Source organism: Kitasatospora sp. NPDC023118, assembly GCF_055560875.1.
Window position 1 is genome coordinate 1 of record NZ_JBVHHW010000008.1, and the last position, 26,967, is coordinate 26,967.

The 26,967-nt window shown below is 71.4% G+C and carries 22 protein-coding genes, 2 rRNA genes, 1 pseudogene and 2 riboswitches; of the genes and pseudogenes, 16 read left to right on the plus strand and 9 right to left on the minus strand.

Translation table 11 applies throughout. The features are described from left to right. The 13 genes from ACZ3UD_RS12125 to ACZ3UD_RS12185 form a co-directional block, all read left to right on the plus strand. Positions 1-93: ribosomal RNA gene (locus tag ACZ3UD_RS12125) — 23S ribosomal RNA — on the plus strand; the annotation flags it as partial. 80 nt (positions 94-173) lie between these two features. Beyond that, a 5S ribosomal RNA gene (rrf, locus tag ACZ3UD_RS12130) occupies positions 174-290 on the plus strand. Positions 291-388: 98 nt separating this feature from the next. Next, complete coding sequence (gene pgsA, locus ACZ3UD_RS12135; protein ID WP_465585480.1) at positions 389-1,009, plus strand: CDP-diacylglycerol--glycerol-3-phosphate 3-phosphatidyltransferase; 621 nt, start codon at positions 389-391, stop codon at positions 1,007-1,009. Between the two features lie 124 nt (positions 1,010-1,133). Continuing rightward, a complete protein-coding gene (locus ACZ3UD_RS12140; RefSeq protein WP_465585482.1) occupies positions 1,134-3,629 on the plus strand; it encodes a sugar phosphate nucleotidyltransferase in 2,496 nt (831 codons plus the stop codon). A gap of 174 nt (positions 3,630-3,803) precedes the next feature. Next, positions 3,804-4,889, plus strand: coding sequence for a DUF881 domain-containing protein (locus tag ACZ3UD_RS12145; protein WP_465585484.1), 1,086 nt, complete (start codon positions 3,804-3,806; stop codon positions 4,887-4,889). Beyond that, positions 4,886-5,218, plus strand: coding sequence for a small basic family protein (locus ACZ3UD_RS12150; RefSeq protein ID WP_030062488.1), 333 nt, complete (start codon positions 4,886-4,888; stop codon positions 5,216-5,218). Before ACZ3UD_RS12145 ends, ACZ3UD_RS12150 begins: the two co-directional genes overlap by 4 nt. Positions 5,219-5,435: 217 nt before the next feature. Further along, on the plus strand, positions 5,436-6,335 hold the full coding sequence (locus ACZ3UD_RS12155; RefSeq protein WP_465585852.1) for a DUF881 domain-containing protein: 900 nt from the start codon (positions 5,436-5,438) through the stop codon (positions 6,333-6,335). Positions 6,336-6,900: 565 nt separating this feature from the next. Continuing rightward, positions 6,901-7,443, plus strand: a complete 543-nt coding sequence (locus tag ACZ3UD_RS12160) for an FHA domain-containing protein (protein WP_465585485.1) — start codon at positions 6,901-6,903, stop codon at positions 7,441-7,443. A gap of 179 nt (positions 7,444-7,622) precedes the next feature. Further along, on the plus strand, positions 7,623-8,318 hold the full coding sequence (gene ftsR / locus ACZ3UD_RS12165) for a transcriptional regulator FtsR (protein ID WP_465585854.1): 696 nt from the start codon (positions 7,623-7,625) through the stop codon (positions 8,316-8,318). Between the two features lie 97 nt (positions 8,319-8,415). Beyond that, positions 8,416-8,892: a bifunctional nuclease family protein gene (locus ACZ3UD_RS12170; RefSeq protein ID WP_030303568.1), complete on the plus strand. Its 477-nt coding sequence runs from the start codon at positions 8,416-8,418 to the stop codon at positions 8,890-8,892. A gap of 223 nt (positions 8,893-9,115) precedes the next feature. Next, complete coding sequence (locus ACZ3UD_RS12175; RefSeq protein ID WP_465585486.1) at positions 9,116-9,760, plus strand: MerR family transcriptional regulator; 645 nt, start codon at positions 9,116-9,118, stop codon at positions 9,758-9,760. A 187-nt stretch (positions 9,761-9,947) separates the two neighbouring features. Further along, positions 9,948-10,619 (plus strand): SanA/YdcF family protein, encoded by a 672-nt coding sequence (locus tag ACZ3UD_RS12180; RefSeq protein ID WP_465585855.1) that lies wholly within the window; start codon positions 9,948-9,950, stop codon positions 10,617-10,619. 120 nt (positions 10,620-10,739) lie between these two features. Beyond that, positions 10,740-12,134: a DNA polymerase IV gene (locus tag ACZ3UD_RS12185; protein WP_465585488.1), complete on the plus strand. Its 1,395-nt coding sequence runs from the start codon at positions 10,740-10,742 to the stop codon at positions 12,132-12,134. A gap of 149 nt (positions 12,135-12,283) precedes the next feature. Here ACZ3UD_RS12185 and ACZ3UD_RS12190 read toward each other — a convergent pair whose 3' ends face one another. From ACZ3UD_RS12190 to ACZ3UD_RS12200, 3 genes and pseudogenes are all read right to left on the minus strand, one after another. Then, positions 12,284-13,774, minus strand: coding sequence for an MFS transporter (locus ACZ3UD_RS12190; RefSeq protein WP_465585489.1), 1,491 nt, complete (start codon positions 13,772-13,774; stop codon positions 12,284-12,286). Positions 13,775-13,997: 223 nt separating this feature from the next. Beyond that, positions 13,998-14,678: a YsnF/AvaK domain-containing protein gene (locus tag ACZ3UD_RS12195; RefSeq protein WP_465585857.1), complete on the minus strand. Its 681-nt coding sequence runs from the start codon at positions 14,676-14,678 to the stop codon at positions 13,998-14,000. Between the two features lie 135 nt (positions 14,679-14,813). Next, a pseudogene (locus ACZ3UD_RS12200) lies at positions 14,814-15,188 on the minus strand (PRC-barrel domain-containing protein); the annotation flags it as partial. 225 nt (positions 15,189-15,413) lie between these two features. Next, positions 15,414-15,517, plus strand: a riboswitch (glycine riboswitch). Between the two features lies 1 nt (position 15,518). Continuing rightward, positions 15,519-15,651: riboswitch (glycine riboswitch) on the plus strand. A gap of 102 nt (positions 15,652-15,753) precedes the next feature. Here ACZ3UD_RS12200 and gcvP point away from each other — a divergent pair. Further along, on the plus strand, positions 15,754-18,654 hold the full coding sequence (gene gcvP / locus ACZ3UD_RS12205) for an aminomethyl-transferring glycine dehydrogenase (RefSeq protein ID WP_465585491.1): 2,901 nt from the start codon (positions 15,754-15,756) through the stop codon (positions 18,652-18,654). A gap of 195 nt (positions 18,655-18,849) precedes the next feature. Here gcvP and ACZ3UD_RS12210 read toward each other — a convergent pair whose 3' ends face one another. Further along, positions 18,850-19,041, minus strand: a complete 192-nt coding sequence (locus ACZ3UD_RS12210) for a DUF5999 family protein (protein WP_380613480.1) — start codon at positions 19,039-19,041, stop codon at positions 18,850-18,852. A 416-nt stretch (positions 19,042-19,457) separates the two neighbouring features. After that, complete coding sequence (locus ACZ3UD_RS12215; protein WP_465585492.1) at positions 19,458-20,030, minus strand: hypothetical protein; 573 nt, start codon at positions 20,028-20,030, stop codon at positions 19,458-19,460. Between the two features lie 374 nt (positions 20,031-20,404). Between ACZ3UD_RS12215 and ACZ3UD_RS12220 the strand changes: the two genes are divergently transcribed. Continuing rightward, the gene (locus tag ACZ3UD_RS12220; protein WP_465585494.1) at positions 20,405-21,910 is read left to right on the plus strand and encodes a glutamate-cysteine ligase family protein; all 1,506 of its coding nucleotides are present in this window, start codon (positions 20,405-20,407) and stop codon (positions 21,908-21,910) included. A gap of 120 nt (positions 21,911-22,030) precedes the next feature. Continuing rightward, positions 22,031-22,819, plus strand: coding sequence for a CPBP family intramembrane glutamic endopeptidase (locus ACZ3UD_RS12225; protein WP_465585496.1), 789 nt, complete (start codon positions 22,031-22,033; stop codon positions 22,817-22,819). On the opposite strand, the gene ACZ3UD_RS12230 is transcribed toward ACZ3UD_RS12225, so the two are convergent. The 4 genes from ACZ3UD_RS12230 to ACZ3UD_RS12245 all read right to left on the minus strand — a co-directional run bounded on the left by ACZ3UD_RS12230 (position 22,797) and on the right by ACZ3UD_RS12245 (position 26,962). Next, entirely contained in the window at positions 22,797-23,339 is a 543-nt protein-coding gene (locus ACZ3UD_RS12230; RefSeq protein ID WP_465585498.1) for an HAD domain-containing protein, read from the minus strand. The genes ACZ3UD_RS12225 and ACZ3UD_RS12230 overlap by 23 nt on opposite strands. A 100-nt stretch (positions 23,340-23,439) precedes the next feature. Beyond that, entirely contained in the window at positions 23,440-24,726 is a 1,287-nt protein-coding gene (locus ACZ3UD_RS12235; protein ID WP_465585500.1) for an MFS transporter, read from the minus strand. Between the two features lie 62 nt (positions 24,727-24,788). Beyond that, positions 24,789-25,490 carry a dienelactone hydrolase family protein gene (locus tag ACZ3UD_RS12240; protein WP_465585501.1) on the minus strand — a complete coding sequence of 234 codons (702 nt, stop codon included), beginning with the start codon at positions 25,488-25,490 and terminating at the stop codon, positions 24,789-24,791. A gap of 59 nt (positions 25,491-25,549) precedes the next feature. Further along, complete coding sequence (locus ACZ3UD_RS12245) at positions 25,550-26,962, minus strand: sugar porter family MFS transporter (RefSeq protein WP_465585503.1); 1,413 nt, start codon at positions 26,960-26,962, stop codon at positions 25,550-25,552. Between the last annotated feature and the right edge of the window lie 5 nt (positions 26,963-26,967).

Genomic DNA, 26,967 nt, shown 5'->3' on the forward strand with positions numbered 1-26,967 from the left:
GGCTCCCAGTAGACGACTGGGTTGATAGGCCGGATATGGAAGCCCTGTGAGGGGTGGAGTTGACCGGTACTAATAGGCCGAGGGCTTGTCCTCAGTTGCTCGCGTCCACTGTGTTGTTCTGAAACAACGACCCCGACCGATCGTGGTTGGTGCGGTTGACAGTTTCATAGTGTTTCGGTGGTCATAGCGTGAGGGAAACGCCCGGTTACATTCCGAACCCGGAAGCTAAGCCTCACAGCGCCGATGGTACTGCAGGGGGGACCCTGTGGGAGAGTAGGACGCCGCCGAACAATTCTTCGAGAGAGGCCCCCGCCGGGTGAACCGGACGGGGGCTTTTCTGTTGTAAGGTCAACGTGCATTGTCGTCACATGGGACAGGAGGCCCCCAGGTGGAGGTCCAGGAGACGCGGGTCCAGACCGATCGCGTGCTCACCATCCCCAACCTGCTGAGCATGGGCCGGCTGGTCGGCGTTCCGCTTTTTCTCTGGCTCATCCTGTGGCCGGCCTTCGGCGGGCCCAACAATGACGGTTGGGCGTTGTTGATCCTGGCGCTGAGCGGAGTCAGCGACTACCTGGACGGGAAGCTCGCCAGGCGGTGGGGGCAGATCAGTCGGGTGGGGCAGCTGCTGGACCCGCTGGCCGACCGGCTCTATGTGCTGTCCACTCTGGTCGGATTGACTTGGCGTGAGATACTGCCGTGGTGGGTGACGGCGATTCTGCTGGCCCGGGAACTGTTCATCGCCTCGTTGCTGCCCATTCTGAACAAGCACGGTTACGGGCCACTGCAGGTCAGTTTCCTCGGGAAGGCCGCGACCTTCAATCTGATGTACGCGTTTCCGCTTCTGCTGCTCGGCAACGTGCACAGCTGGATCGCGCGGCCGGCCGAGGTGGTGAGCTGGGCGTTCATCTGGTGGGGAACCACGCTCTACTGGTGGTCCGCCATTCTTTACGCGGTGCAGGCGCGGCAGATCGTCAAGGCCGACTCCGCGGCCTCGGCGTCCACGGCCTGAGACGTGATCTGAGAGAAGTCCCACGCCGTACCGGTGCGTCGGACGATACCTTCCGGGTAGAGAACCCTCTGGAACGGTTTGATGGACCTGCAGGTCCACCACCGCGAAGGAGGACGCACCCGTAATGAAAGCCGTTGTAATGGCAGGGGGCGAGGGCACCCGACTCCGCCCGATGACCTCCAGCATGCCGAAGCCGCTGCTTCCGGTCGCCAATATGCCGATCATGGAGCACGTGCTTCGGCTGCTGAAGCGGCACGGCCTCTCCGACACCGTGGTCACCGTCCAGTTCCTGGCGTCACTGGTCAAGAACTACTTCGGTGACGGCGAGGAACTGGGGATGCATCTCACCTATGCCCATGAGGAGACGCCACTAGGCACTGCGGGGAGTGTCAAGAACGCCGAGGACGCGCTCAGGGGCGACTCCTTTCTGGTGATCTCCGGTGACGCGCTGACCGACTTCAATCTCTCTGAATTGATCGACTTTCACCGCAGCAAGAACGCCCTGGTCACCGTCTGTCTCACCAGGGTGCCGAACCCTCTGGAGTTCGGTATCACGATCACGGACGACGACGGGCGGGTCGAACGCTTCCTGGAGAAGCCGACCTGGGGGCAGGTCTTCTCCGACACGGTGAACACCGGTATCTACGTGATGGAACCCGAGGTCTTCGACTACGTCGCGGCGGGTGAGTCCGTCGACTGGTCGAGCGACGTCTTCCCGCAGTTGTTGAAGGAGGGCAAGCGGGTCTACGGCTACGTCGCCGAGGGCTACTGGGAGGACGTGGGCACCCACGAGAGCTACGGCAAGGCCCAGGCGGACGTCCTGGAGGGCAAGGTCGACGTCGAGATCGACGGCTTCGAGATCTCGCCGGGCGTCTGGGTGGCGGAGGGGGCGGAGGTCGACCCCGAGGCCGTACTGCGCGGGCCGCTGTACATCGGCGACTACGCCAAGGTCGAGGCCGGTGTGGAAATCCGCGAGCACACCGTGCTGGGCAGCAACGTGGTGGTCAAGCGCGGAGCCTTCCTGCACAAGGCGGTGGTGCACGACAACGTGTACGTCGGCCCGCAGAGCAATCTGCGCGGCTGCGTGGTGGGCAAGAACACCGATGTGATGCGGGCCGCGCGGATCGAGGACGGCGCGGTGATCGGGGACGAGTGCTTGGTCGGCGAGGAGTCGATCATCGCGGCGAACGTCAGGGTCTACCCGTTCAAGACCATCGAGGCCGGAGCCGTCGTCAACACCTCGGTGATCTGGGAGTCCCGCGGTCAGGAGCACCTCTTCGGTGTCCGCGGCGTCTCGGGGATCCTGAACGTCGAGATCACCCCCGAGCTGGCCGTACGGCTGGCCGGCGCGTACGCCACGACGTTGAAGAAGGGTGCCACCGTCACCATTGCGCGTGACCACTCGCGAGGTGCGCGTGCGCTCAAACGGGCGATGATCTCGGCGCTGCAGACGAGCGCGATCGACGTCCGGGACCTGGAGAACGTGCCGATGCCGGTGGCCCGGCAGCACACGGCGCGGGGGAGTGCGGGCGGGATCTTCCTGCGGACCACGCCCGGGGTGCCGGACTCGTTGGACATCCTCTTCTTCGACGAGCGCGGCGCGGACCTCTCGCAGGCGGGGCAGCGCAAGCTCGACCGCGTGTACGCGCGCCAGGAGTACCGGCGGGCCTTCCCCGGCGAGATCGGGGACCTGACCTTCCCGTCCAGCGTCTTCGACTCCTACGCGGGCAACCTGCTGCGGACGGTGGACACCACCGGGGTCCGGGAGGCTGGGCTGAAGGTGGTCGTGGACACCGCGCACGGCAGCGCGGGGCTGGTTCTGCCGAGCATCCTCGGCCGACTCGGGGTGGAGGCGCTCACCGTCTCCAGCGGGCTGGACGAGGCGCGGCCGACCGAGGACGCGGAGACGCGGCGGGCCGGGCTGGCCAGGCTCGGTGAGCTGGTGGCCTCGTCACGGGCGGCCTTCGGTGTCCGCTTCGACCCGGTCGGTGAGCGCGTCGCCTTCGTCGACGAGTTGGGCCGGGTGATCGACGACGACCGGGCGCTGCTGGTGCTGCTGGACCTGGTCGCGGCCGAGCGCCGCAGTGGGCAGGTGGCGCTGCCGGTGACCACGACCCGGATCGCCGAGCAGGTCGCCGCCTACCACGGCACCCAGGTCATCTGGACCACGACGACGCCGGACGACCTCGCGAAGGCGGCTTCCGCCGAGGGCACGGTGTTCGGCGGGGACGGGCGTGGTGGCTTCGTGGTGCCCGAGTTCAGCGGGGTGCTGGACGGCGCCGCGGCCTTCGTCCGGTTGGTCGGCCTGGTGGCCCGGACCCAGCTCACGCTGAGCCAGATCGACGCGCGGATCCCGCAGGCGCACATCCGGCGCCGGGACATCGCGACGCCGTGGGCGGCCAAGGGCATGGTCATGCGCTCGGTGGTGGAGGCGGCCGGAAGCCGGCGGCTGGACACCACGGACGGCGTCCGGGTGGTCGAGGCGGACGGGCGTTGGACGCTGGTGCTGCCGGACCCGGCCGAGGCGGTCACCCACCTATGGGCCGAGGGACCGGACGACGAGGCTACCGAGGCGCTGCTCGACGAGTGGGCGGCGGTGGTCGACGGCGCGGGGCGGTGACGGACTGAGCGTACGAATGCCCTGATCGGCGGGGCGTGCGACCTGCTTCGCACGCCCCGCTGTCCGTTTTCACATCATTCGGCGCAGTCCGTCGCTTTCCATGGGTGTGTGCAACGTGTGTGCAGCTCAGGGGCCGTGCACGGGGCCCCTCGCGTCCATGGGACGATGGTCCGCATGCCAGCGACGCCGACGCCGAGTGCCCCGAACGGACGGTACAACCGTCCGGACGCCTCGATGTCACTGCTGACGAACGTGATGGACCACAGCCTGGACGAGGGCTACGCCGAGGCGGCCGCTGCGCGGGGCGGCGAGCACGACAGCCGGATACCCCGGACCCTGCGGGGTCTGCTCACGCTGGGCGCCGGACTGGCGCTGGTCGGGGGCGTGGTGACGGTCGGCGCGGTGAACGCGCACAAGGCGGAGCCTTCGCTCGCCAAGGAGCGGGACGCGCTGATCCACCGGATCAACGACAGCAACGGCTCGGCCGACCACCTGCAGAAGCAGGTCCAGGACCTGCGGCGCAAGGTCGAGGACACGCAGCAGCAGGCGCTCCCCTCGGGGGACGGCGACGCGGGCGGTCTGACCGGCACGGTGGGCCTGGGGGAGGTCACCGGGCCGGGAGTGAAGCTGGTCCTGGAGGACGCCCCGGGGACGGGGAGCGGGGGCAATGTCGACCCGCGGGCCGGGCAGGGCTTCTCCAACAGCGGGCGGCTGCGCGATCATGACCTGCAGCTGGTGGTGAACGGTCTGTGGGGCTCCGGCGCGGAAGCGGTCTCGATCAACGGCCAGCGGCTGACCGCGCTGTCCGCGATCCGGGCCGCCGGTGAGGCGGTGCTGGTGGACAACCGGCCGCTGGTCCCGCCGTACAACATCCAGGCGATCGGGGACGGGCCGAAGCTCCTCTCCGCCTTCGAGAGCGACATGGCCGGGCAGTACCTGCGGCTGCTCCAGGAGAAGTACGGCATCAAGTCGACGCTCTCCACGCAGAAGAGCCTGACGCTGCCGGCGGCAGTGGGGGTGACGCTGCGGACCGCCCAGCCGGTCACGCCCGAGCCCACGCCCACGGCGACCCCCTCGGCCACGTCGTCGGCGACCTCGTCGGCCGGCCCGAGCGGCACTCCTTCGGGCGGTCCCGGAACCTCTGAGAGCCCCGGCGCGTCCGTTTCACCATCCGCACGCAGCGGTGGTCCGACCCCGAAGCGGCGTCCGACCAGCGGATCCGCCAAGACCACGACAGGGACAGGAGCAGCTAGACCGTGATTGCCGTACTGGGTCTCGTGATCGGGGTGGTCGTCGGCCTCTTCGTCCAACCCGAGGTGCCGGACGCCGTCGTGCCGTACCTGCCGATCGCGGTGGTGGCGGCGCTGGACGCGGTGTTCGGCGGCGTCCGGGCGATGCTGGACGGGATCTTCAACGACAAGGTGTTCATCGTCTCGTTCCTGTCGAACGTGGTGGTCGCGGCGCTGATCGTCTTCCTCGGTGACCAGCTGGGCGTCGGCTCGCAGCTGTCCACGGGAGTGGTCGTCGTCCTGGGCATCCGCATCTTCTCCAACGCGGCCGCGATCCGGCGTCATGTCTTCCGTGCCTGAGCCGGGCCGCGAGGCGGCGGCGGAGGAGAAGGCGGACGGGAAGGCCGTCGAGACGTCCGAGTCGGCGGCGGAGGAGGAGACCGCTGCGGTCGATCCTGCGGACTCGGGAGCGGAGCCGGGGGCGGCTGAGGCGGAGTCCGAGCCGGCGGAGCCGGAGAAGTCTGACGCTGAGGCTGAGCTTGAGGGCGCCGTGGCGGAGCCGGTGCCGGTGGTATCGCTGACGAAGGCGGCGGAGCCGGAGTCCGCTGCCGGGAAGTCGAAGGCAGAGCCCGAGCCCGAGCGTGACCCGAAGCCCGAGCCGAAGGACGAGGCAGGGCCGGAGCCCACTGAGTCCGAGCCGGCCGAGCCGGCCGGGATCGCCGAAGCCGAGCAGCCTTCCGCAGGGGACCGGAACGCCGGTCGGCGGCGGCTGAAGGCGGCGCTGTGGCCGCCGCGGCTGTCGCGCGGGCAGCTGGTCGTGGCGCTGCTGCTGTTCTCGCTCGGCCTGGCGCTGGCGATCCAGGTGCGCTCGACCAACGACCACCACAACCAGCTGCGCGGGGCCCGGCAGGAGGACCTGGTCCGGATCCTCGACGAACTGGACAGCCGTCAGCAGCGTCTCCAACAGGAGAAGGCGGAGCTCGAACAGTCCCTGGCGAAGTTGGAGAACAGCTCCAACCAGGCCAAGGAGGCCCAGGAGCAGACCAGGAAGAAGATGACGGAACTGGGTGTGCTGGCCGGTACGGTCAAAGCCACTGGCCCGGGCATCGTACTCACGGTCGACGATCCCCAAGGGCAGGTGAAGGCAGATATGCTGCTGGACACCCTGCAGGAACTTCGAGCGGCGGGGGCGGAGGCGATTCAGATCAACGATGTGCGCGTGGTGGTCAACACCTACTTCACCGACCTGTCGGGCGGCGGGGTGCAGATCGACGGCAAGAAGGTCGCGCCGCCCTATCGGTTCACCGTCGTGGGGAACCCGCAGGATCTGACTCCCGCGCTGAACATCCCGGGTGGTGTCGTCCGTACGTTGGAGAGCCACCAGGCGCGGGCGACGATCACCCAGCAGCAGAAGGTGGTCGTGGACGCCCTCGCGGATCCGAAGACGCCGCAGTACGCCAAGCCGGCTTCGAAGTGACGGGGCGCCCGACGAACGGCCCGTCACGGGCGGGCGGCACCCGGTGCGGGGAGCCGCCGCCGCGTGGGAGAGACTGGTTCGCACCAGTACGCTCCGTAGCACCAACCGCAGCACCAACCGTCGGAGTACCACTCCAGCAGGCCCGAGCCGCAACCGGGCCCGCAGCCTGTCCGAGGTTCTCACCCTGCCCCGCGGGCGGGTCTGTCACACGCAAGGGGATTCGCCCGTGAGTTTCTTCTCGAAGTTGTTCGGTCGTAACAAGGGCCGTGACGCGGCCGCCGTCGAGGCGCCCACCGCTCGGCACCGTCGGCCGGAGGACGAGCCCGTAGTTCCGGGCATGCGCCCCGCCCCCGAGGCCGCGCCGTACGCCGGACAGCAGCTGTACCGGGACGGCGGCGCCGCCCAGTACGCGGGAAATCAGGCGGGCTACGGCGCGTCGGTTGACCCCTCCGGCGACCCGCGCATAGGTTTCCCGTCAGCACCCTCAACCTCTGGTGGAGGGTTTGCCCCGGACCCGTACGCCGGGCACAACCCGTCGGGTGTGCCGCGCCAGGAGGCTGTGAACATGGCTGGCCCTACTCCGTGTCCCAGGTGTGGTAACCAGAACCCGGCCGCGGCCCGCTTCTGTTCCAACTGCGGCACCGCGCTGCGCGGCGGCCTGCTGCCCGAGGGGGCGGTGGAGACCACCTCGACCATCTCGATCTCCGGCCTGGAGTCCTACGACCCCACCGCCACGACCGGCACCGGCACCACGCCGGCCCTGTCGGCCGAGGTGCTGCAGGCGATCGACGCGCTGCCGCCGGGCTCGGCCCTGCTGATCGTGCAGCGCGGCCCGAACTCGGGCAGCCGGTTCCTGCTGGACTCGGACGTCACCACGGCCGGACGTCACCCGCAGGGCGACATCTTCCTGGACGACGTCACGGTCTCGCGCCGCCACGTGGAGTTCCGCCGCACCCCGGCCGGCTTCAGCGTCGCGGACGTGGGCAGCCTGAACGGCACCTACGTCAACCGGGAGCGGATCGACGAGGTGCCGCTGAACAACGGCGACGAGGTGCAGATCGGCAAGTACCGGCTGGTGTTCTTCGCCGGCCACCACCGGGGGTACTGAAACCAACGTCGGCAGGAGCCCGAGTGAGCAGCGATACCCCTTCTTCTCTCGGGGCGGCCAACCCCGCGTCGTCGTCCGGTCCGCAGGTGGACCGGGTCGGGCGCGGGGTGGTCGCGGGCCCCAGGCAGCCGCTCCGGCCGGACCGACCCGCCGGGCGGCGGCGGGGCGGTGACGAGTTGTTGAGCATCGGCGCGGTGCTGGCCTTCCTGCGCGACGACTTCCCCGAGGTGACCATCTCCAAGATCCGCTTCCTGGAGGCGGAGGGGCTGGTGGAGCCGCAGCGCACTCCTTCGGGGTACCGCAAGTTCAGCCCGGCCGACGTCGAGCGGCTGGCCTACGTGCTGCGGATGCAGCGCGACCACTACCTGCCGCTGCGGGTGATCCGCGAGCACCTGGACGCGATCGAGCGCGGCGAGGCCCCGCCCGCGCTTCCGCCAGCCGCCGACGGCCGGCCCGGGCCGGTGGAGGAAGCCGACCGCGAGCTGGTGGCCTCCGCCGACGTCCCGTCCGGGGTCCGGCTGGGGCGCGCCGAGTTGCTGGCCGCCGCCGAGGCCGGGGAGCGGGAACTCGTAGAGTGGGAGTCCTACGGGCTGGTCGCGCCGGGCCCGGACGGCGGGTACGACGGCGAGGCGCTGCAGGTGGCCCGGTTGGTCGCGGAGCTCGGCCGGTACGGGCTGGAGCCGCGGCACCTGAGAGCCATGAAGGCTGCGGCGGACCGCGAGATCGCGCTGGTGGAGCAGGTGGTGGCGCCGTTGCGGCGGCACCGGAACCCGCAGACCCGGGCGCACGCTGAGGCCACCGCGAGGGAGCTCGCGACGCTGTCCGTACGGCTGCACGCGGCCATGGTCCAGGCCGGTCTGCGGACCCGTCCGTAGCGTCCGAAGAGTCCTCCGCCCGCCGGGTGCACCGCGCTGACCAGCGGCGTCGGTCCTGCGCTTTCATATCCGGGGTCGGAGCCATAGGGTTGCCTGTGTGAATGAGCTCGACGTCGTGGGTGTCCGAGTGGAGATGCCTTCCAACCAGCCGATCGTGCTGCTGCGGGAGGTCGGGGGAGATCGTTACCTGCCGATCTGGATCGGCCCCGGCGAGGCGACCGCGATCGCCTTCGCCCAGCAGGGCATGACTCCGGTGCGCCCGCTGACGCACGACCTGTTCAAGGACGTTCTGGAAGCGCTCGGTCAGCAGCTCACCGAGGTCCGGATCACCGACCTGCGGGAGGGCGTGTTCTACGCCGAGCTGGTGTTCGCCGGCGGGGTCGAGGTGAGTGCCCGGCCGTCCGACGCGATAGCGCTCGCCCTGCGCACCGGCACGCCGATCTACGGGAGCGAGGAGGTGCTCGCCGAGGCGGGCATCGCGATCCCGGACGAGCAGGAGGACGAGGTCGAGAAGTTCCGCGAGTTCCTCGACCAGGTGTCCCCCGAGGACTTCGGGGGAAGCGGTCCGCAGTAGCGCGGACGGTCCGGTCGGCGGTTTCACGCGCCGTTTTGCCAAAAACCGCCCGTCTACCCACACTAGGGGCACGAAAAACCACTCTCCTGAGTGATGTGGTTTGTCTGGCCCGGCGTGGCGATCGTTGACGGGTCATAGGGGACTGCCTACCGTCAGGAGTGGCTGTCCGGGTGGCCGATGCCCGCAGTCGGGTTGCCCGCAGCACAAGTGGACGGAGGTAGGCATGAGCAGCACCGGCGATGACGCGGCCGGGGGAGGCCTGTGCGCCGTGCACGTGCCCCGCGCCGCTCGTACCGTGACCGACCTGCCCCGCATGGGCAGGTTCCCGGCCGTGCAGCCGGGTCAGCCCGCCATCGAGCGGCTGGCCCCGACATCCGAACTGATCGGCTTCCGCGGCCCGACGGCCTGCGCGGCGGCCGGTATCACCTACCGCCAGTTGGACTACTGGGCCCGCACCGGACTGCTGGAGCCCAGCGTCCGGACGGCGTACCCGGCGACGAGCCAGCGGCTCTACAGCTTCCGCGACGTCCTGCTGCTCAAGATCGTGAAGCGGCTGCTGGACGTCGGCGTCTCGCTGCAGAACATCCGGGTGGCCGTCGCCCATCTGCAGTCCGCCGACCAGGCCGACCTGGCCGGGCTGACGCTGATGTGCGACGGTGCGACGGTGTACGAGTGCACCACGCCGCAGCAGGTGGTCGATCTGCTGAAGGGTGGTCAGGGGGTCTTCGGCATCGCGGTGGGGGCGGTCTGGCAGGAGCTGGAGCTGACCCTCGGTCGGCTGCACGCGGAGCGCACCGACACCGGCGAGACGCTGGTCGGGCAGGACCCGGGGGACGAACTGGCGCAGCGGCGCAACCGGGCGGTCTGACGCACCGTTCCGGCGCACACGTCCTGACGTGCCGGTGGTGAGCCACTGATCTTGACGAGGCCGTGGGCCCGGACGCGGAACCGTTCGGGCCCACGGCCTCGTCGTGTTGCCCGGTGGAACGATCGAGGGAGGGCACGTGGGGGTCGGCACCGGGATAGCGGGGCTGCTGCGGCGCCGGGCGGTGGGGATGCGGGTGCGGATGCGGGAGCGGCGCACCCAGCGTAGGGTCTTCCAGGTGACGACGCTGCTCTGCTCGTTGGCGCTCGCGCCGAGCGCCTGGCTGTGGACCGCGGCGGGGGACCGGGTGGGCACGGTCGAGAGCGCGCCGTCCGCGCCGGTGGCGGTGGTCTTCGGCGCGGGCCTGGACCAGGGCAAGCCCTCGCCGTACCTGGAGCACCGGCTGACGGCGGCGCTGGATCTGTACCGGGAGGGGAGGGTGCAGGCCATCCTGGTGACCGGGGACAACGGGCGGGTCTCGTACGACGAGCCGGACGCGATGTACCGGTACCTGACCGAGCACGGGGTGCCGCAGGACCGGGTGGTCCGCGACTACGCCGGTTTCAACACCTGGGACTCCTGCACCCGGGCGCACCGGATCTTCGGGGTGGACCGCGCGGTGCTGGTCAGCCAGGACTTCCACGTCCGGCGGGCGCTGGCGCTGTGCGAGGCGGCGGGCATCCAGTCGTACGCGGTCGGGGTGCCGGAGCTGCACGACTCCACCTGGCTGTACGGCGGGCTGCGGGAGATCGCGGGGGCGGGCAAGGCGGCGGTGAACGCCTGGCTGCGGCCGGACCCGGCGCTGCTCGGGCCCAAGGAGGACGGCATCCCGAAGGCGCTGGCGCAGGAGGCGAAGGAGTAGCCGACGGCCCCGGCCACCGGCCCGGGGTCGCCGGGCGTCGGCCGTGGGGCGTCGGCCGCCGGTCGCGGGGCGTCGGCCGGGTTCGTACGCACTGTCGGACCCGTGCGCGATGATCTGCGGGTGCGATCTCTGCCGAGCATCATCCACCTCGACATGGACGCCTTCTTCGCGGCGGTGGAGCAGGCGGCCAAGCCGAGCCTGCGCGGCAAACCGGTGATCGTCGGCGGGCTCGGCGGGCGCGGGGTGGTCTCCACGGCCTCGTACGAGGCGCGCAAGTTCGGGGTGCACTCGGCGATGCCGATGGCCCAGGCGCGGCGGCTGTGCCCCAACGCGGCTTTCCTGTCCGGACGCTTCGAGGCGTACCGGCAGAACAGCGAGATCGTGATGGGTCTGCTGCGGGAGCTGTCACCACTGGTGCAGCCGCTGAGCCTGGACGAGGCCTTCGTCGACCTGGAGGCCGGTGCGTACGGCCCGGTGCTGGCGTCGGCGGACCACGACACCGGTGAGCGGTTGGTGCTCGCCCTGGCGGAGGACCTGCGGGCGGACATCCAGCGGCTCACCGGGCTGACCGGCTCGGTCGGGGCGGCGGGCTCCAAGCTGATGGCGAAGATCGCCTCCGAGCAGGCCAAACCGGACGGGCTGGTGCTGATCGAGCCCGGGCAGGAGCGGGCCGTGCTCGGGCCGATGCCGGTGCGGGCGCTGCCCGGCATCGGGCCGGCCACCGAGCAGGTGCTGCGGCGGGCCGGGCTGACCACGGTGGCGGACCTCGCGGAGGCGGGGGAGGCGGAGCTGGTCGCGCTGCTCGGGCGGGCGCACGGCGCCGGGATCCACCACATGTCGATAGGGCTGGACGAGCGACCGGTGGTGGCCGACCAGGACGCCAAATCGGTCTCGGTGGAGGACACCTACGAGGTGGACCTGGCCGACCGGGACCGGGTGCTGCGCGAGGTGGAGGCGCTGGCCGCCCGGTGCGTGCGGCGGCTGCGGGCGGCCGGGCGCTCGGGGCGGACGGTGGTGCTCAAGGTCCGGCGGTTCGACTTCTCGACGCTGACCCGCTCGGAAACCCTCGGCGGGCCCACGGACGACGAGGCGGTGATCACCGCGACGGCGCGGCGGCTGGCCGAGCAGGTGGACATCACCGGCGGGGTCCGGCTGCTCGGCGTGGGCGTGGCCCAACTGGCCGACTACACCCAGGAGGACCTGTTCGCGCAGGCGCTGCGCGAGGAGGCGGCCGAGCACACCGAGGCGGCCCGGGCGGCGGAGGCCGAGGAGGAGCCGGAGGAGGTCGTGGTGCGGCGCTGGATGCCCGGACAGGACGTCCACCACGCCGAGTTCGGGCCGGGGTGGGTGCAGGGCAGCGGCGTCGGGCGGGTCACCGTGCGGTTCGAGACACCGTGGAGCGAACCGGGACGGGTGCGGACCTTCGCGGTCGACGACCCGGCGCTGGATCCGGCCAGGCCGTTGCCGTTGCGGCGGGTGGCGGGAGCGGAGGACGGCGAGGGGCCGGACGGCTGAGGGGCTCGGGACGCGGAACGGCCCCACCCGGTAGGAGTACCGGATGGGGCCGCATACCGTGCCGGACTCCGCACCGTCGTGATGCCCTCGCGACGTACGGAGGCCGGGCCCGCGCGCCCTGTCCCTGAGCGCGCGGGCCGGACGCCTGGTCAGGCGTCGGTCTTGACCAGCTCGGCGCTGGAGTCCTGCGGGGCCGAGCCGCCCAGGGCGGTGGCGGCCGGCTTGACGGTGCGGATCAGGAAGGGGACGGCACCGGCGATGATGCAGACGACGGCCGTGGTCCAGAACGCGTGCTTGTAGGCGTCCAGGGTGGGCAGCAGCACCGGGATCTTGATCGGGAGCTTCATGGTGTCGCCGGTCAGGATGGCGGTCATCACGGCGGTGCCGATCGCGCCACCGACGGTGCGCAGCACGGAGTTCATGCCGTTGGCGATTCCGCTCTGCTCGACCGGGACGGCGCCGTTGATGAAGGCCGGCATCGCGGCGAAGGCGAGGCCGATGCCGAGGCCGAAGATCGCCGAGGCGGTGTAGATGTCGCCCTCGTGGCTGTGCCGCAGGGCCAGGTAGGCCATCGCGACGGCGCCGAGGACACCACCGAGGACCAGCGGCAGACGGGGACCGCGGCGGGCGATCAGCAGGGCGCCGACAGGGGCGGCCACCATCGAGCCGATCGCGGACGGCAGCAGCATCACACCGGCGTGCAGGACGGTCGCGGTGAAGCCGTAGTGGGCCAGCTTCTCCGGCGTCTGGGCGAAGTTGCTGATGACCATGAACGAGCCGTACATGCCGAAGCCGATGAGCAGGCCGGCCAGGTTGGTGAAGGCCACGGCCGGGCGGGACATCATCTTCAGGTCCACCAGCGGGTGCGGGACCTTGGTCTCGATGATCCCCCAGATCAGGGCGACCACGGCGGCGACGGCGAACAGGCCGAGGGTCTTGGTGGAGGTCCAGCCCCAGTGGTTGCCCTGGCTGACCGCGACCAGCAGGGCGGAGAGCCAGCCGGCCAGGGTGAGGGCGCCGAGCGGGTCGGCGCCGCCGTCCTTGTCGGTCACCGGGTCGGACGGGACGCGGAAGGCGACCAGGGCCACCGCGAGCAGGCCGAAGGCCAGGCCCATCCAGAAGATCGACTTGTAGTTCCAGTGCTCCAGCAGGAGGCCGGTCGCCACCAGGCCGAGGCCGGAGCCGACGCCCATCGAGGCGCTGATGGCGGCGACGCCGCCGGTCACCTTCTGCTTGGGCAGCTCGTCGCGGACGATGCTGATCGCCAGCGGCATCACGCCACCGCCGGCGCCCTGCAGGACGCGGGCGACGATCAGCCAGGTGAAGGAGTGGGTGCTGACCGCCAGCGCCGATCCGGCGACCAGGCCGGCCAGCGAGATCAGCAGCATGGGCTTACGGCCCCGGAGGTCGCCGAAGCGGCCCAGCAGGGGAGTCAGCACGGCTGCGGAGAGCAGGTTGGCAGTCATCAGCCAGGTGATGTTGGACCCGGAGACGTCCAGTTCCTTGGCCAGCGACGGCAGGATCGGGACGACCGCGGTCTGCACCACGCTGAACGACAGCATCGCCAGGATGAGGGCCGGCAGGACCCGGGCGTTGCTCTGCTTCTCGGCCGCGGTGGTGGGCTGGGGTGCCTCACTCACGGTTGCTTCCTCCCGTACATAGTGAATGAACTGAAGTAATCATGCAGGGAGATACTTCAGAGTGTCAAATATCGAGCGGTTAAGCTTTGGCAAAGGCGACGGGGTGTCGCCTGCGGCAGGGCTTGGGGCTGAGGGCAGGAGGGCGGTGTTTGCGGAGAGTTGGGGCGGGTGGGGGCATGGCGAGGGCCCCGGACGGGGTCCGGGGCCCTGGGGGTGGGTCGGGTCAGGTGAGGGGGCGCAGGGAGTCGGGGCGGACGCCGTTGGTCACGGGGGTGGTCGGGTCGGGGGCGGCGGTGGTGTTGTCGTGGACTTCGACGTGCTCGCGGCGGAGTTCCTCCTGGACCACCTTCTCCGTGGTGTAGCGCTCGACGATCAGGCGGACCCGCTCGATCGGGGCGAGGTACTTGCGGACGATGGGGTGTTCCTCGCGGAGGGTGACCTCCTCGACCGCCTCGGCGATCTCCTTGGCGGTGAGGGTGGAGCGTTCGGCGTCGCTGACCGGGATGCGCTCCACCCGGACCCGCTCGCGGACCAGCGGGACGCGGCGCTCGACCTGCTCGCTGGTCACGTACTTGCGCAGCTTCGCGGCGCCCAGGACGTGCCACTCGGTGGTGATGTCCAGCCGCTCCTCGTGGCAGGTGATCTCGACCGGGGCACTCGGGGCCGAGGTCGCGGCGGAGCTGGTGGGCGTCGGGGTGGTCGCGGCTGGCGTGCTCGGGGTTGAGGTGGTGGCGGAGCTGGTGGGCGTCGGGGTGGTCGCGGCTGGCGTGCTCGGGGTTGAGGTGGTGGCGGAGCTGGTGGGCGTCGGGGTGGTCGCGGCTGGGGCGGGCTTCGGCTTCGGCTTCGGCTCGACGGCGGGGGCGGTCGCTGTGGTGGCGGGAGCGGGGGTGGCGAGGGTCCGCATGGTGGCCTCCGCGGCGGTGTCGGTGCCGGCGGTACTGGGGGCGGTGACGGTGGTGGCGGTGTTGGTCGGGCCGGGCTCGGTGGCGTGGGAGTCGAGCGGTTTGGCGGTCGTGGTGGCCGCGGTGGCCGGAGCGGTGCCGAAGTCGCGGTCGGGCTGGACGGTCCGGCCGGGCTCCTCGGTGGCGGTGTGGCCGTCCACCTCGGTGTCGAGGCCGTAGTAGCGGTAGAGCTGGAGTTCCTGGGCCGGCGACAGGTGCTGGCCCACGCCGAAGTCCGGGGACTCCTTGACCAGCGACTTGTCGTAGGGCACCCGGAGCTCTTCGCCGGAGAACTCGCTCGTGGTGAGCGGGACGAAGGCGTCCCGGCCGAAGATGCCGGTCCGGACGGCGGCCCACTCTGGCTGGCCGGTGGCGTCGTCCAGGTACACCTCGTCGACCGTGCCGATCTTGTCTCCGTTGCGGTCGACCGCCTTGTGGCCGATGAGGTCTCTGGGGTCGAAGTCGGTCTGCACTCTTTCCTCCAGCTGCGCTGCGGCTGCGGAACTCCCGCAGGTACGGCCGTCGGAGCACCCGTCCCGGCCGTCACTTCACACCAAAAGGCATGAATCGGACCGACGCGACCGGGGTGCGCCGGACGGGCTCGGCGCTAGGCCGTCCGGGGGACGCGCGTAGACCTCGAGTGACCTGACGCACCCGTGATCGGAAGGCCTCCCGCTGGTACCCTGGGCGGCGACCGCCGAGCCCGCTCGGGAGAGTCCCCGACGGCGAAAACCGCTGGTCGGGGCGCCGAAGGAGCAACTCCTCCCCGGAATCTCTCAGGCATCCGTACCGTGCGGGATAGGTCACTCTGGAAAGCAGGGCAGGAGCGTCGGCGCGGGAGCCGGCGATCACCACCCTCACCGACGGTGCAAGCCGACGGAGCGCCGACGGCGCTCCGTGCGGGCGAAGCTCTCAGGTCCCGATGACAGAGGGGGAGGCCTTCCGGGTTCGTCCGCCCAGGCGATCCGCTGTCCGCAGCGGAACGACCGGTCGGCGTGCGTGCCCCCGCCGGTCCGTGACCAGGAGGCCTCGACCACCATGAACGCCCAGCCGAACGCGGGACGCCCCACCGGCGCCTCGACCCTCACCGAGCTTGAGCTGGCCAGCCCCTTCGAGAACCGCCACATCGGCCCCGATGCCGCCGCCCAGGAGAAGATGCTGGCGTCCGTCGGCTACGGCTCGCTGGACGAGCTCGCAAGCACCGCCGTTCCCGAGGCGATCCGCTCCATCACCGCCCTGGCCCTGCCCGCCGGTCGCAGCGAGGCGCAGGTCCTCGCCGAGCTTCGTGAGCTGGCGAGCCGCAACAAGGTGCTCCAGCCGATGATCGGCCTGGGCTACTACGGCACCTTCACCCCGCCGGTGATCCTGCGCAACGTCATGGAGAACCCGGCCTGGTACACCGCGTACACCCCGTACCAGCCGGAGATCTCGCAGGGCCGCCTGGAGGCGCTGCTCAACTTCCAGACCCTGGTCTCCGACCTGACCGGTCTGCCCACCTCCGGCTCCTCGCTGCTGGACGAGGGCACCGCGGCCGCCGAGGCGATGGCGCTGGCCCGCCGCGTCACCAAGGTCAAGGGCGGTGTCTTCCTGGTCGACGCCGAGACCCTGCCGCAGACCATCGCGGTGATCAACACCCGTGCCGTGCCGACCGGTGTGGAGGTCGTCGTCGCCGACCTGTCCGAGGGCATCCCGGCCGAGATCGCCGAGCGCGGCGTCTTCGGCGTGCTGCTGCAGTACCCGGGCGCCACCGGTGTGGTCCGCGACCTCGCCCCGGTGATCGAGCAGGCGCACGGGCTGGGCGCGATCGTCGCCGTTGCCGCCGACCTGCTGGCGCTGACCCTGCTCAAGTCCCCGGGCTCGCTGGGCGCCGACATCGCCTGCGGCACCTCGCAGCGCTTCGGCGTGCCGATGGGCTTCGGCGGTCCGCACGCCGGTTACCTGTCGGTGCGCGCCGAGTACGCCCGCTCGCTGCCCGGCCGCCTGGTCGGCGTGTCCGTCGACGTCGACGGCAACCGCGCCTACCGCCTGGCGCTGCAGACCCGCGAGCAGCACATCCGCCGCGAGAAGGCCACCAGCAACATCTGCACCGCCCAGGTGCTGCTCGCCGTGATGGCCTCGATGTACGCGGTCTACCACGGTCCGGACGGCCTGGCCGACATCGCCCGCCGCACCCACCGCTACGCCGCCGCCCTCGCCGAGGGCCTGCGGGCCGGCGGCGTGGAGCTGCTCCACGGCGAGTTCTTCGACACCGTCACCGCCGTCGTCCCGGGCCGTGCCGCCGAGATCGCCGCCGCCGCCCGCACCCACGGCATCAACGTCCACCAGGACGGCGCGGACCGGATCTCGATCTCCACCGACGAGACCACCACCCGTGAGCACCTGGCCGGCGTCTGGGCCGCGTTCGGCGTCCCCGCCGTCGAGGTGGCCGAGGCCGCCGAGACGCTGCCCGCCGCGCTGCTGCGCGAGGACGAGTACCTGACCCACCCGGTCTTCCACAGCCACCGCTCGGAGACCGCCATGCTGCGCTACCTGCGCCGCCTGTCGGACCGGGACTACGCGCTGGACCGCGGCATGATCCCGCTGGGCTCCTGCACCATGAAGCTCAACGCGACCACCGAGATGGAGGCGGTGACCTGGCCGGAGTTCGGCCAGCTGCACCCCTTCGCGCCGATCGATCAGGCCGAGGGCTTCCTGACCCTGATCCGCCAGCTGGAGCAGCAGCTGGTCGAGGTCACCGGCTACGACGCCGTGTCGATCCAGCCGAACGCCGGCTCCCAGGGCGAGCTGGCCGGCCTGCTGGCCGTCCGCGCCTACCACCACGCCAACGGCGACACCCAGCGCGACGTCTGCCTGATCCCGTCCTCGGCGCACGGCACCAACGCCGCCTCCGCGGTGATGGCCGGCATGCGCGTGGTCGTGGTGAAGACCCTGGTCGACGGCGACGTGGACGTCGAGGACCTGAAGGCCAAGATCGAGCAGCACCGCGACAACCTCGCCGTGCTGATGGTCACCTACCCGTCGACCCACGGCGTGTACGAGACCCAGATCACCGACATCTGCGCCCTGGTGCACGAGGCCGGCGGCCAGGTGTACGTGGACGGCGCCAACCTGAACGCCCTGGTCGGCCTGGCCAAGCCGGGCAAGTTCGGCGCGGACGTCTCGCACCTGAACCTGCACAAGACCTTCTGCATCCCGCACGGCGGTGGCGGCCCGGGGGTCGGCCCGGTCGCGGTGCGCGCCCACCTGGCGCCGTACCTGCCCAACCACCCGCTGCAGGAGGAGGCAGGGCCGGCCACCGGTGTCGGCCCGATCTCGGCCGCGCCGTGGGGTTCGGCGGCGATCCTGCCGATCTCCTGGGCGTACGTCCGGCTGATGGGCGGCGAGGGCCTGAAGCACGCGACCCAGGTCGCGGTGCTGAACGCCAACTACATCGCCAAGCGGCTGGCGCCGCACTTCCCGGTGCTCTACACCGGCCCGGGCGGGCTGGTCGCGCACGAGTGCATCATCGACCTGCGCCCGCTCACCAAGGAGACGGGCGTGACGGTGGACGACATCGCCAAGCGCCTGATCGACTACGGCTTCCACGCGCCGACGATGTCCTTCCCGGTGGCCGGCACGCTGATGATCGAGCCGACCGAGTCCGAGGACCTGCACGAGATCGACCGGTTCTGCGACGCGATGATCGAGATCCGGGCCGAGATCGACAAGGTCGGCTCGGGTGAGTGGGCGGCCGAGGACAACCCGCTGCGCAACGCCCCGCACACCGCGGCCACCCTGGCCGGCGACTGGGCGCACGGCTACTCGCGGCAGGAGGCGGTCTTCCCGGCGGGCGTGAACCCGGCGGACAAGTACTGGCCGCCGGTGAGCCGGATCGACGGTGCGTACGGCGACCGCAACCTGGTCTGCTCCTGCCCGCCGCTGGACGAGTACGGCGTCTGATCCTCAGCGGGCGGACACGAGGCAGGGCCCCGGCAGAACGTTTCTGCTGGGGCCCTGCCCTTTGTCGTTCCCGGTCGGGTCGTCTTTCACGGTCGGGTCGGCGGCTGCCCCGCCGGGCGGCCTCGGGCCGTACGGTTCCGGCCGTACGGGTCGGGTCGCCCGCCCTCGGTCCCTGCTGTCCCAGCCCGTGGTGTCTCAGGCCGCGTGGGCGACAGGACGGCGCGGGGCGATCACCCGGCCGTCGGGCAGCAGCTCTCCGGTGTCCTCGAACAACACGACGCCGTTGCAGAGCAGGCTCCAACCCTGCTCCGGGTGGCAGGCCACCGGCACGGCCGCCTCGCGGTCCTCGGACTCGGCCGACGGGCACTCAGGACGGTGCTGGCACATACGCGTACCCTCGCTTCGCTCTGCGATCCTCCCCGTGGTGCGGTCCCGGAGGTGGTGCCGTCCGGAGCCGCCGCGGTAGTCGGATCCTGTCCGCAACGCCGACCAGGTGTGGACCGGCGCTCAAGTGGGTAGGACAGGTGGTCCTTCCACGCTGGTTCCCAGTGTCGGCATCTGCGGACGCCCGCGCAGGGATTTCGTGACATGCGCCACAACTCCCGGGCAGAGATCACCCGTTCAGGTGGGGCCGGAGGGAGATCGCGCACTGATGGGCCAGTCGGGGGATAGCCCGGTGGGGCCATTGCGGGCGGCCCGTCCAGATGGTGGCCGTTCGGGTGAGGCCGCGGAGCGGGGAGGGCGCGGCGAAGGGCCGCCGGGCGGGTGGCCCGGCGGCGGGGTGCGGACGGGGCGGCGCAGGCTCAGGAGGAGCCGAGCAGCAGCGGTCCGGCGAGCGGAGCACGGGCGAGCAGCGGCAGCAACTCGGCGGCCGGGTAGGCGCGGTGCGCGGTGACGCCGAGCGGGGCCGGGGCGAGTGGGATCAGCAGGTCGGCGGCCGGCCCGGTGTCGGGACTGTGCAGCCAGAGCGCCGTCGCGTACTGGCCGGGGAAGGTGAGCAGCCGGGGCTGGCATCGGGAGCGGGCGTTCTGGGCGAGCTGCCAGGCCTCGCGCAGTGCCCGGACGGTGGAGGAGAGGTAGGGGCCGGCGGTGAAGTGGGAGAAGGTGTGGCCCTCCGCGCTCTGGACCACCTCGGCGGCGGCGGCCACGTCGGCGCCGTCCTTGATCAGGAAGCGCCAGCCGGTCCGGCGGGCGGCGGGGAGCTCGGGGCGCGGGCCGTCCAGGACGTGCACCGCGAGCGGATGCGCGGGGAGCAGTGGTCCGGTCGGGTGACGCAGTGCTGCGGCGGCGGGCTGGCGCAGCGCGGTGTCCGAGGCGAGAGCGCCCAGGACCGCGCGCAGGGCGCTGGGCGGGGGCTGGGGGGTCTGCAGGGTCATGGCGGGGTCCGCCTCTCCAAGCGAGATCGGCGTGTGCGGCATACCGGCGTGGCACGGGTGCGTCTTCGGTGACGGGGGCCTGGCCGTGTCCGGTTGTGCAGGATCGCGGAGCCGGCGCGGTCGCCGCCGTCGACGAGGGACTCGGGGCGGGAGAAGACCGGCCGGAGCGCAGTGCGGATTCCTCGAATTCATCGAACAAATGCGCAGGGTGATCTGTTTATCACAGGCCGTGGTGGCGGGCAAGTCTGCAGATGGTCTGAATTTCCGTCAGTTGCCTTGCATTGCAAGCCAGTACAAGCATTCGGGTATCGATCTTCGAGGTGGGCATGATGCTTGCACGGTCGGACGGCCGGGTGTCTCAGGAGGAGGGGACCGTGGGCGAGAAGGTCGTGGCGACTCGGGCGGATCTGGCGGACCGGCAGCAGTACCGGCTCAAGCTCCAGGCCTGCCTCGACGCGCTCGGGCGGATGCTGCGCGAGGACCGCTTCGACCGGCCGCGGGCGGTGCTGGGGCTGGAGATCGAGCTCAACCTGGCCGACGAGCAGGGCCTGCCGGTGATGCGCAACGCCCAGGTGCTGAGCGCGATCGGCTCCAGCGACTTCCAGACCGAACTGGGTCAGTTCAACATCGAGGTCAACATCGTGCCGCACCGGCTCTGCGGGCACGTCTTCGAGGAACTGCGCGAGGAGATCGACACCGGGCTGCGCTACGCCGACCGGCGTGCGGCCGAGGCCGGTGCCCGGATCGTCATGGTGGGCATCCTGCCGACCCTGGAGCACGACCACACCGGGCTGGACGCGATGAGCCACAACCAGCGGTACAGCCTGCTCAGCGACCAGATCCTGGCCGCCCGGGGCGAGGACATCGCGCTGGACATCGAGGGCGTCGAGCACCTCCAGCTGGAGTCGGTCACCATGGTGGCCGAGGCCGCCGCGACCTCGCTGCAGCTGCACCTGCAGGTCACCCCGGAGCGGTTCTCCTCGGTGTGGAACGCCGCCCAGGCGATCTGCGGGCCGCAGCTCGCGCTCGGCGCCAACTCCCCGTTCCTGTTCGGACGGGAGCTGTGGCGGGAGACCCGTCCGGTGCTCTTCCAGCAGGCCTGTGACACCCGTTCGGCGGAGCTCAAGGCCCAGGGCGTGCGCCCGATCACCTGGTTCGGCGAGCGCTGGGTGGACTCGGCGTACGACCTGTTCGAGGAGAACCTGCGCTACTTCCCGGCGCTGCTGCCGATCTGCGACGACGAGGACCCGCTCAAGGTGCTGGCCTCCGGCGGCGCGCCCAAGCTCGCCGAGATGCGGCTGCACAACGGCACCATCTACCGCTGGAACCGGCCGATCTACGACGTCTCGGGCGGGGTGGCGCACCTGCGGGTGGAGAACCGGGCGCTGCCGGCCGGGCCGACGGTGGCCGACACGCTGGCCAACGCCGCCTTCTACTACGGGCTGGTGCGGGTGCTCGCCGAGCAGCCCCGGCCGGTCTGGAACCGGCTGCCGTTCGAGCGGGCGGACGAGAACTTCCGCCAGGGCGCCCGGTACGGCATCGACGCGGTGTTCCAGTGGCCGCGGCCCGGTCGGGCGGGCCGCGGCGGCGGGCTGCAGACGGTCTCCGCCGTCGACCTGGTGCTGGGCGAGCTGCTGCCGATGGCCTACCAGGGGCTGGACGAGTGGGGCGTGGAGCCGGCCGACCGGGACCGCTACCTGGGGATCATCGAGCAGCGCTGTCTGCGCCGCACCAACGGCGCGGCCTGGCAGAGCGCGACCTTCCACCGGCTGCGCGAGCAGTACGGGATGGACCGGCCGGCCGCGCTCGCCGCGATGACCAGGCGCTACGCCGAGCACATGCGCGGAGGGGAGCCGGTGCACACCTGGCCCGTGGGGTAGGGGTCGGCGGATCCCGCCGGGCCTGCACATCCGCCGGACAGGCCCCGCCGGGGCTGTGTCAGGATGATCGCTCCGGTGTCGGCCGACGGCCGGAGCGACCGCCCGTCCGCTGGAGCGCCCGTGACAACCCGCCCGACCGCGCCGGAGACCGCGCAGCCCACCCGCCGGCTGCTCGGCGCGGAGTTGCTGATCGTCCTCGGCCTCTCCCTCGGGGCCAGCGGGATCAGCGCGCTGATCAGCTTCGCGGGCTCGCTCACCGAACCGCTCCGGCTCGGCCAGCAGGTCGCGACGCTGAACGGCTCGCGCGCGCCCGGGCGGCCCTGGCTGGACCTGGTGTGGCAGCTGTACTACATCGGGCGCGGACTGATGCCGGTGGTGCTGGTCGGCTACCTGCTGGTGCGCGAGGGCACGTCGCTGCGGGTGCTGGGCTTCGACCTCGGGCAGAAGCTGCGCGACCTCGGCCGGGGCGCGGCCGTCGCGGCGGCGATCGGCGGCTCCGGGCTGGCGCTGTACCTGGCCTCGCAGGCGGCCGGGTACAACCTGACGGTCGCGCCCTCGGGGCTGCCGGAGGTGTGGTGGCGGGTGCCGGTGCTGGTGCTCTCGGCCTGGCAGAACGCGATCCTGGAGGAGGTCGTCGTCCTCGGCTACCTGCTGCGCCGACTGGGGCAGTCGGGATGGTCCTGGCCGGCGGTGCTGGTGGCGAGCTCGGTGCTGCGCGGCTCGTACCACCTGTACCAGGGGGTCGGCGGGCTGGTCGGCAACATGGTGATGGGGGCGGTGTTCTGCCTGCTGTACCGGCGCTGGGGGCGGGTGATGCCGCTGGTGGCGGCGCACGCGCTGATCGACACGGTGGCCTTCGTCGGGTACGCGCTGCTCGCCGGGCACGTCAGCTGGCTGCCGACCCCCTGACCGCCGATCCGCCTGCGGTCGGCGCCCGGCGGCGCGGCGGGCGGGTGAGGAGGCGGTCGACGTGCCGGCGCTCCAGGCCCTGGCCGGGGTCTATCGGCAGCAGCAGCCGGTCGCGGCGCCACAGCGACCTGCGGACCAGCCGGGGCGGGATGACGTCGTCCACCCAGGCGAACGGCCGCCCCTCGGCGTAGCGCAGCAGCGGCGCCCACTTGCGGGCGGAGAACAGCTCCAGCAGCGGGACGCGCGGGTCGCCGGGCTGCGGGACGTACCCGGTGAAGCGGACGAAGGGGAGCGGGTCCAGGCCGATCGCCGGGGCGATGTGGGTGTTGGCGTGCTCCTCCCAGGTGGTGGCCCAGACCAGCTCGTACGATCCGGCGAGTTCGCGCAGCCACTGGCCGTGCTTGGCGGCGAGCAGGACGGCGTAGCCGAGCAGGGTGTGGGAGTCGAAATCGGCGTCCGGATGCGGACAGACCGGGTTCAGCACCCCGTCGACGTCCAGGAACAGCAGTGGTTTCGGCACCGGTGGGGCCCCCAAATGGACGGTGTTTCCTACTCGGTCGGACGAATCACGGGCCCCACTGGTTGCTCGTCACCGGGCGCACGCGGGGCGCACAGGGTGCTCACGACGCGGGCGCGGGCTCGTCGACGGGCACCGGTGCGTCCGAGGTGCCCCGGCCGGGGGACCGGCGGGTGAGCCGGCGCACCTGGGAGTCGAGCAGGACCGCGGCGCTGAGCAGGAGGCACAGCGCGGCGCACGCCCAGAGCGCGCCGGACAGGCCGAGCACGGTGGCGGCCGGGCCGGCCAGCGCTGTGCCGATCGGGGCCAGCGAGTAGGAGCCGAGCTCGTCGTAGGCGGTGACCCGGGAGAACATCTCCTCCGGGATCTCCTGCTGGAGCGCGACCATCCAGTTGACGCCGAAGACGGTGACGCCGACCCCGGAGAGGAACATCGCGGCGACCAGCACCGGCAGCGGTGCGGCGACGGCCAGGGCCAGGGCGGGCACGCCGAACAGGAACACGCCCCAGTTGCCGACCAGCAGGATCCGACGGGGACGCCAACGCGCCATCAGCAGACCCGTGACCACCAGGCCGACGCCGTAGGCGGACATCGCCAGGCCCCAGGCGCCCGCACCGCCGAGCCGGTCCTTGGCCACGGTCGGCCCGTACACCGCCTCGACCGCGTTGATGCAGGCGACCAGGACGGCGAACTGCGACACGATCACCCAGAGCCAGCGGCGGGAGGCGAACTCCTGCCAGCCCTCGCGCAGGTCGCGCAGCATGCTGCTGCCGGAGGGGGCGGGCACGGACTCGGCCTCCAGGAGGAACCGGAGGGCGGCGGCGATCAGGAAGCACAGCGCGTCCAGGGCGAGCACCCAGCCGGGGCCGAAGGCGGCGGTGAGCGCTCCGCCGAGGGCGGCGCCGCCGATCTGGGAGGCGTTCTGGCCCATCCGGAAGACCGAGAACGCACGGGCGGCGTGCTCCTGGGGGACGGCCTGCATGATCATGCCGCCGGCGGCGGGGGAGTAGAGGGCGTAGCCGGCGCCGCCGGCGGCGGAGAGCACCAGCAGCTGCCACAGCTGGACGTTCCCGGCCAGCACCAGCACGGCCAGGACGGCCTGGGAGACACCGCTGAACAGGTTGGCGGTGACCATGAGGTGGTGGCGCGGCAGCCGGTCGGCGAGGGTGCCGCCGACCACCAGGAGCAGCACGGTGGGCAGCAGGCGGGCGGCGGTGACGTAGCCGACCTCGGTGGTGGTGCCGCTGTTGCCGAGGACGGCGAAGGCGGTGGCGATGGGGGCGCCGGCGTTGCCCAGACCGCTGATCACGGTGGCGGTGGTCTGGATGCGGAAGTTGCGGCTCGCCCAGGCGAAGCGGCGGGCGGCTGTCGGTGGGGGTGGGGTCGGCACCCAGCGACTATGGCCTTGAGTTCGTACAGGTGTCCACCGTGTTTTGACACCTGGATCGGCGGTCAGCCGAGGTGGCCCCAGAGGAAGCTGACGGTACGGCGCCAGGCGATCCCGGACTGCAGGGCGTCGTAGGTGCCGAGCGGGTTCACGTCGTTCATGAAGGCGTGCCCGGCCGGGTAGAAGTGGAACTCGGGGCGGACGTCGGTGGCCTCGCCGATCCGGATCGCGGCCTCGTCCACGGCGGCCATCGGGATCGAGCGGTCGAGTTCGCCGAAGTGCCCGAGGACGTGGGCGGTCAGACCCCGGTAGTCGAAGTCCGGGTCGGGCGGCAGGCCGTAGAAGGGGACCACTGCGGCCACCTTGTCCTCGGACCGGGCAGCCAGCATCAGGGCGAAGCCAGCGCCCATGCAGAAGCCGACCACGCCGACCGCGTCGCCGACCATGCCGTCCAGCGAGAGCAGGTGGTCGACGGCGCCCGCGAGGTCCTCGACGGCCCGTTCGACGGGGAGTTCGCGTTTGAGGCGGGCGGCCTCGGTCCGGTCGTGGGTGGTGGCGCCGCCGAACAGGTCGGGGGCGAGGACGGTGAACCCCTCGGCGGCGAAGCGGTCGGCCATGTCCGCGATGTGCGAGGTGAGACCCCACCACTCCTGCACCACCACCAGGCCAGGCCCGACCCCCTGCTGAGGCCGGGCCAGGTACCCGTGCGCGGTGCGGCCGTTGCTCGGGAAGGTGACGTTCTGCCGGGAGCCGCCCTGATCAGGCATGGTTTCCTCTCGGTGGGTCGGGCCGCGTGCGGCGTGGGTGGGGGGAGGGGAGCGGCCTCTCAGCCCATCTCCTCCAGGGCGCGGCCCTTGGTCTCCTTGATGCAGAAGGCCACGAACGGGATGGAGAGCAGCGCGAAGGCCGCGTAGATGACGTACGTCGCGGAGAGGTTCCAGTCGGCGAGGTCCGGGAAGCTGACGGTGATCGCCCAGTTGGCGATCCACTGGGCCGAGGCGGCGACCGACAGCGCCAGCGCCCGGATCCGGTTGGGGAACATCTCGCCGAGCAGCACCCAGACCACCACGCCCCAGGAGAAGGCGAAGCAGAGCACGAAGACGTGCGCGGCGATCAGGGCGACGGTGGCGTGGGTGTTGTCGAGGGTGGCGGTGTCGCCGGTGCCGTGCCGGTAGGAGAACGCCCAGGCGGCCGCGCCCAGCGCGATCGCCATGCCGATGGAACCGGCCAGGGCGAGCGGTTTGCGGCCGATCCGGTCCACCAGAACCATCGCGATCACCGTGCCGATCACGTTGATGATCGAGGTGGAGAGGCTGATCAGCAGCGAGTTGGACTCGTTGATGCCGACCGACTGCCAGAGGAAGGAGGAGTAGTAGAAGATCACGTTGATGCCGACGAACTGCTGGAACACCGAGGCGCCGATGCCGACCCAGACGATCGGCAGCAGACCGAAGCGCCCGCCGAGCAGGTCCCTCAGCCGGGGCTTGTGGGCGGACTCCAGCACCGCGCGGATCTCCGCCACCCGGGCGTCCAGGTCGATGTCCTGACCCTCGACCTCCACCAGCACCTTGCGGGCCTGCGCCTCGCGGTGGTCGGCGATCAGGAAGCGCGGCGACTCCGGGATGGCCAGCGCCATCAGGCCGTACACCAGGGCCGGGATGGCCTCGACGCCGAGCATCCACTGCCAGGCCTGGATGCCGCCGAGGTGGCCGGTGGACTCGCCGCCGGCGGCCTGGTTGAGCGCCCAGTTGGCGAGCTGGGAGACGGTGATGCCGAGCACGATCGCCATCTGCTGGAAGGAGGCGAGCCGGCCGCGGTAGGCGGTGGGGGCGACCTCCGCGATGTAGGTGGGCGCGATCACCGAGGCGATGCCGATCGCGATGCCGCCGACCACGCGCCAGGTGGCCAGCACCTCGATGTTCGGCGGGAACATCGAGCCGATGCCGCTGGCCGCGAACAGCGCGGCGGCCAGCAGCATCGTGCGCACCCGGCCGAGGTGGTCGGCCAGCCGGCCGGCGGCGACCGCGCCGACGGCCGAGCCGAGCAGCGCGATGGCGACCACGAAGGCGGTGGTGCCGTGGCCCACGGCGAAGTGCTTCTGGATGCCCGTCACCGCGCCGTTGATCACCGCGCTGTCGTAGCCGAACAGGAAGCCGCCCATGGCCGCCGCCGCGGAGATGAACACCACGTGCCCGAGGTGGGCCTCGCCGGAAGCCCGCTGATTGTGGACTGTGGACACACGCG

What these genes read in the sequence shown, in the direction of transcription:
- ACZ3UD_RS12140 (WP_465585482.1), top strand. Translation starts at nt 1,134, where the DNA reads ATGAAAGCCGTTGTAATGGCAGGGGGCGAGGGCACCCGACTCCGCCCG.
- ACZ3UD_RS12145 (WP_465585484.1), top strand. Translation starts at nt 3,804, where the DNA reads ATGCCAGCGACGCCGACGCCGAGTGCCCCGAACGGACGGTACAACCGT.
- ACZ3UD_RS12160 (WP_465585485.1), top strand. Translation starts at nt 6,901, where the DNA reads ATGGCTGGCCCTACTCCGTGTCCCAGGTGTGGTAACCAGAACCCGGCC.
- ACZ3UD_RS12175 (WP_465585486.1), top strand. Translation starts at nt 9,116, where the DNA reads ATGAGCAGCACCGGCGATGACGCGGCCGGGGGAGGCCTGTGCGCCGTG.
- ACZ3UD_RS12180 (WP_465585855.1), top strand. Translation starts at nt 9,948, where the DNA reads ATGCGGGTGCGGATGCGGGAGCGGCGCACCCAGCGTAGGGTCTTCCAG.
- ACZ3UD_RS12195 (WP_465585857.1), bottom strand. Translation starts at nt 14,678, where the DNA reads ATGCGGACCCTCGCCACCCCCGCTCCCGCCACCACAGCGACCGCCCCC.
- gcvP (WP_465585491.1), top strand. Translation starts at nt 15,754, where the DNA reads ATGAACGCCCAGCCGAACGCGGGACGCCCCACCGGCGCCTCGACCCTC.
- ACZ3UD_RS12210 (WP_380613480.1), bottom strand. Translation starts at nt 19,041, where the DNA reads ATGTGCCAGCACCGTCCTGAGTGCCCGTCGGCCGAGTCCGAGGACCGC.
- ACZ3UD_RS12215 (WP_465585492.1), bottom strand. Translation starts at nt 20,030, where the DNA reads ATGACCCTGCAGACCCCCCAGCCCCCGCCCAGCGCCCTGCGCGCGGTC.
- ACZ3UD_RS12240 (WP_465585501.1), bottom strand. Translation starts at nt 25,490, where the DNA reads ATGCCTGATCAGGGCGGCTCCCGGCAGAACGTCACCTTCCCGAGCAAC.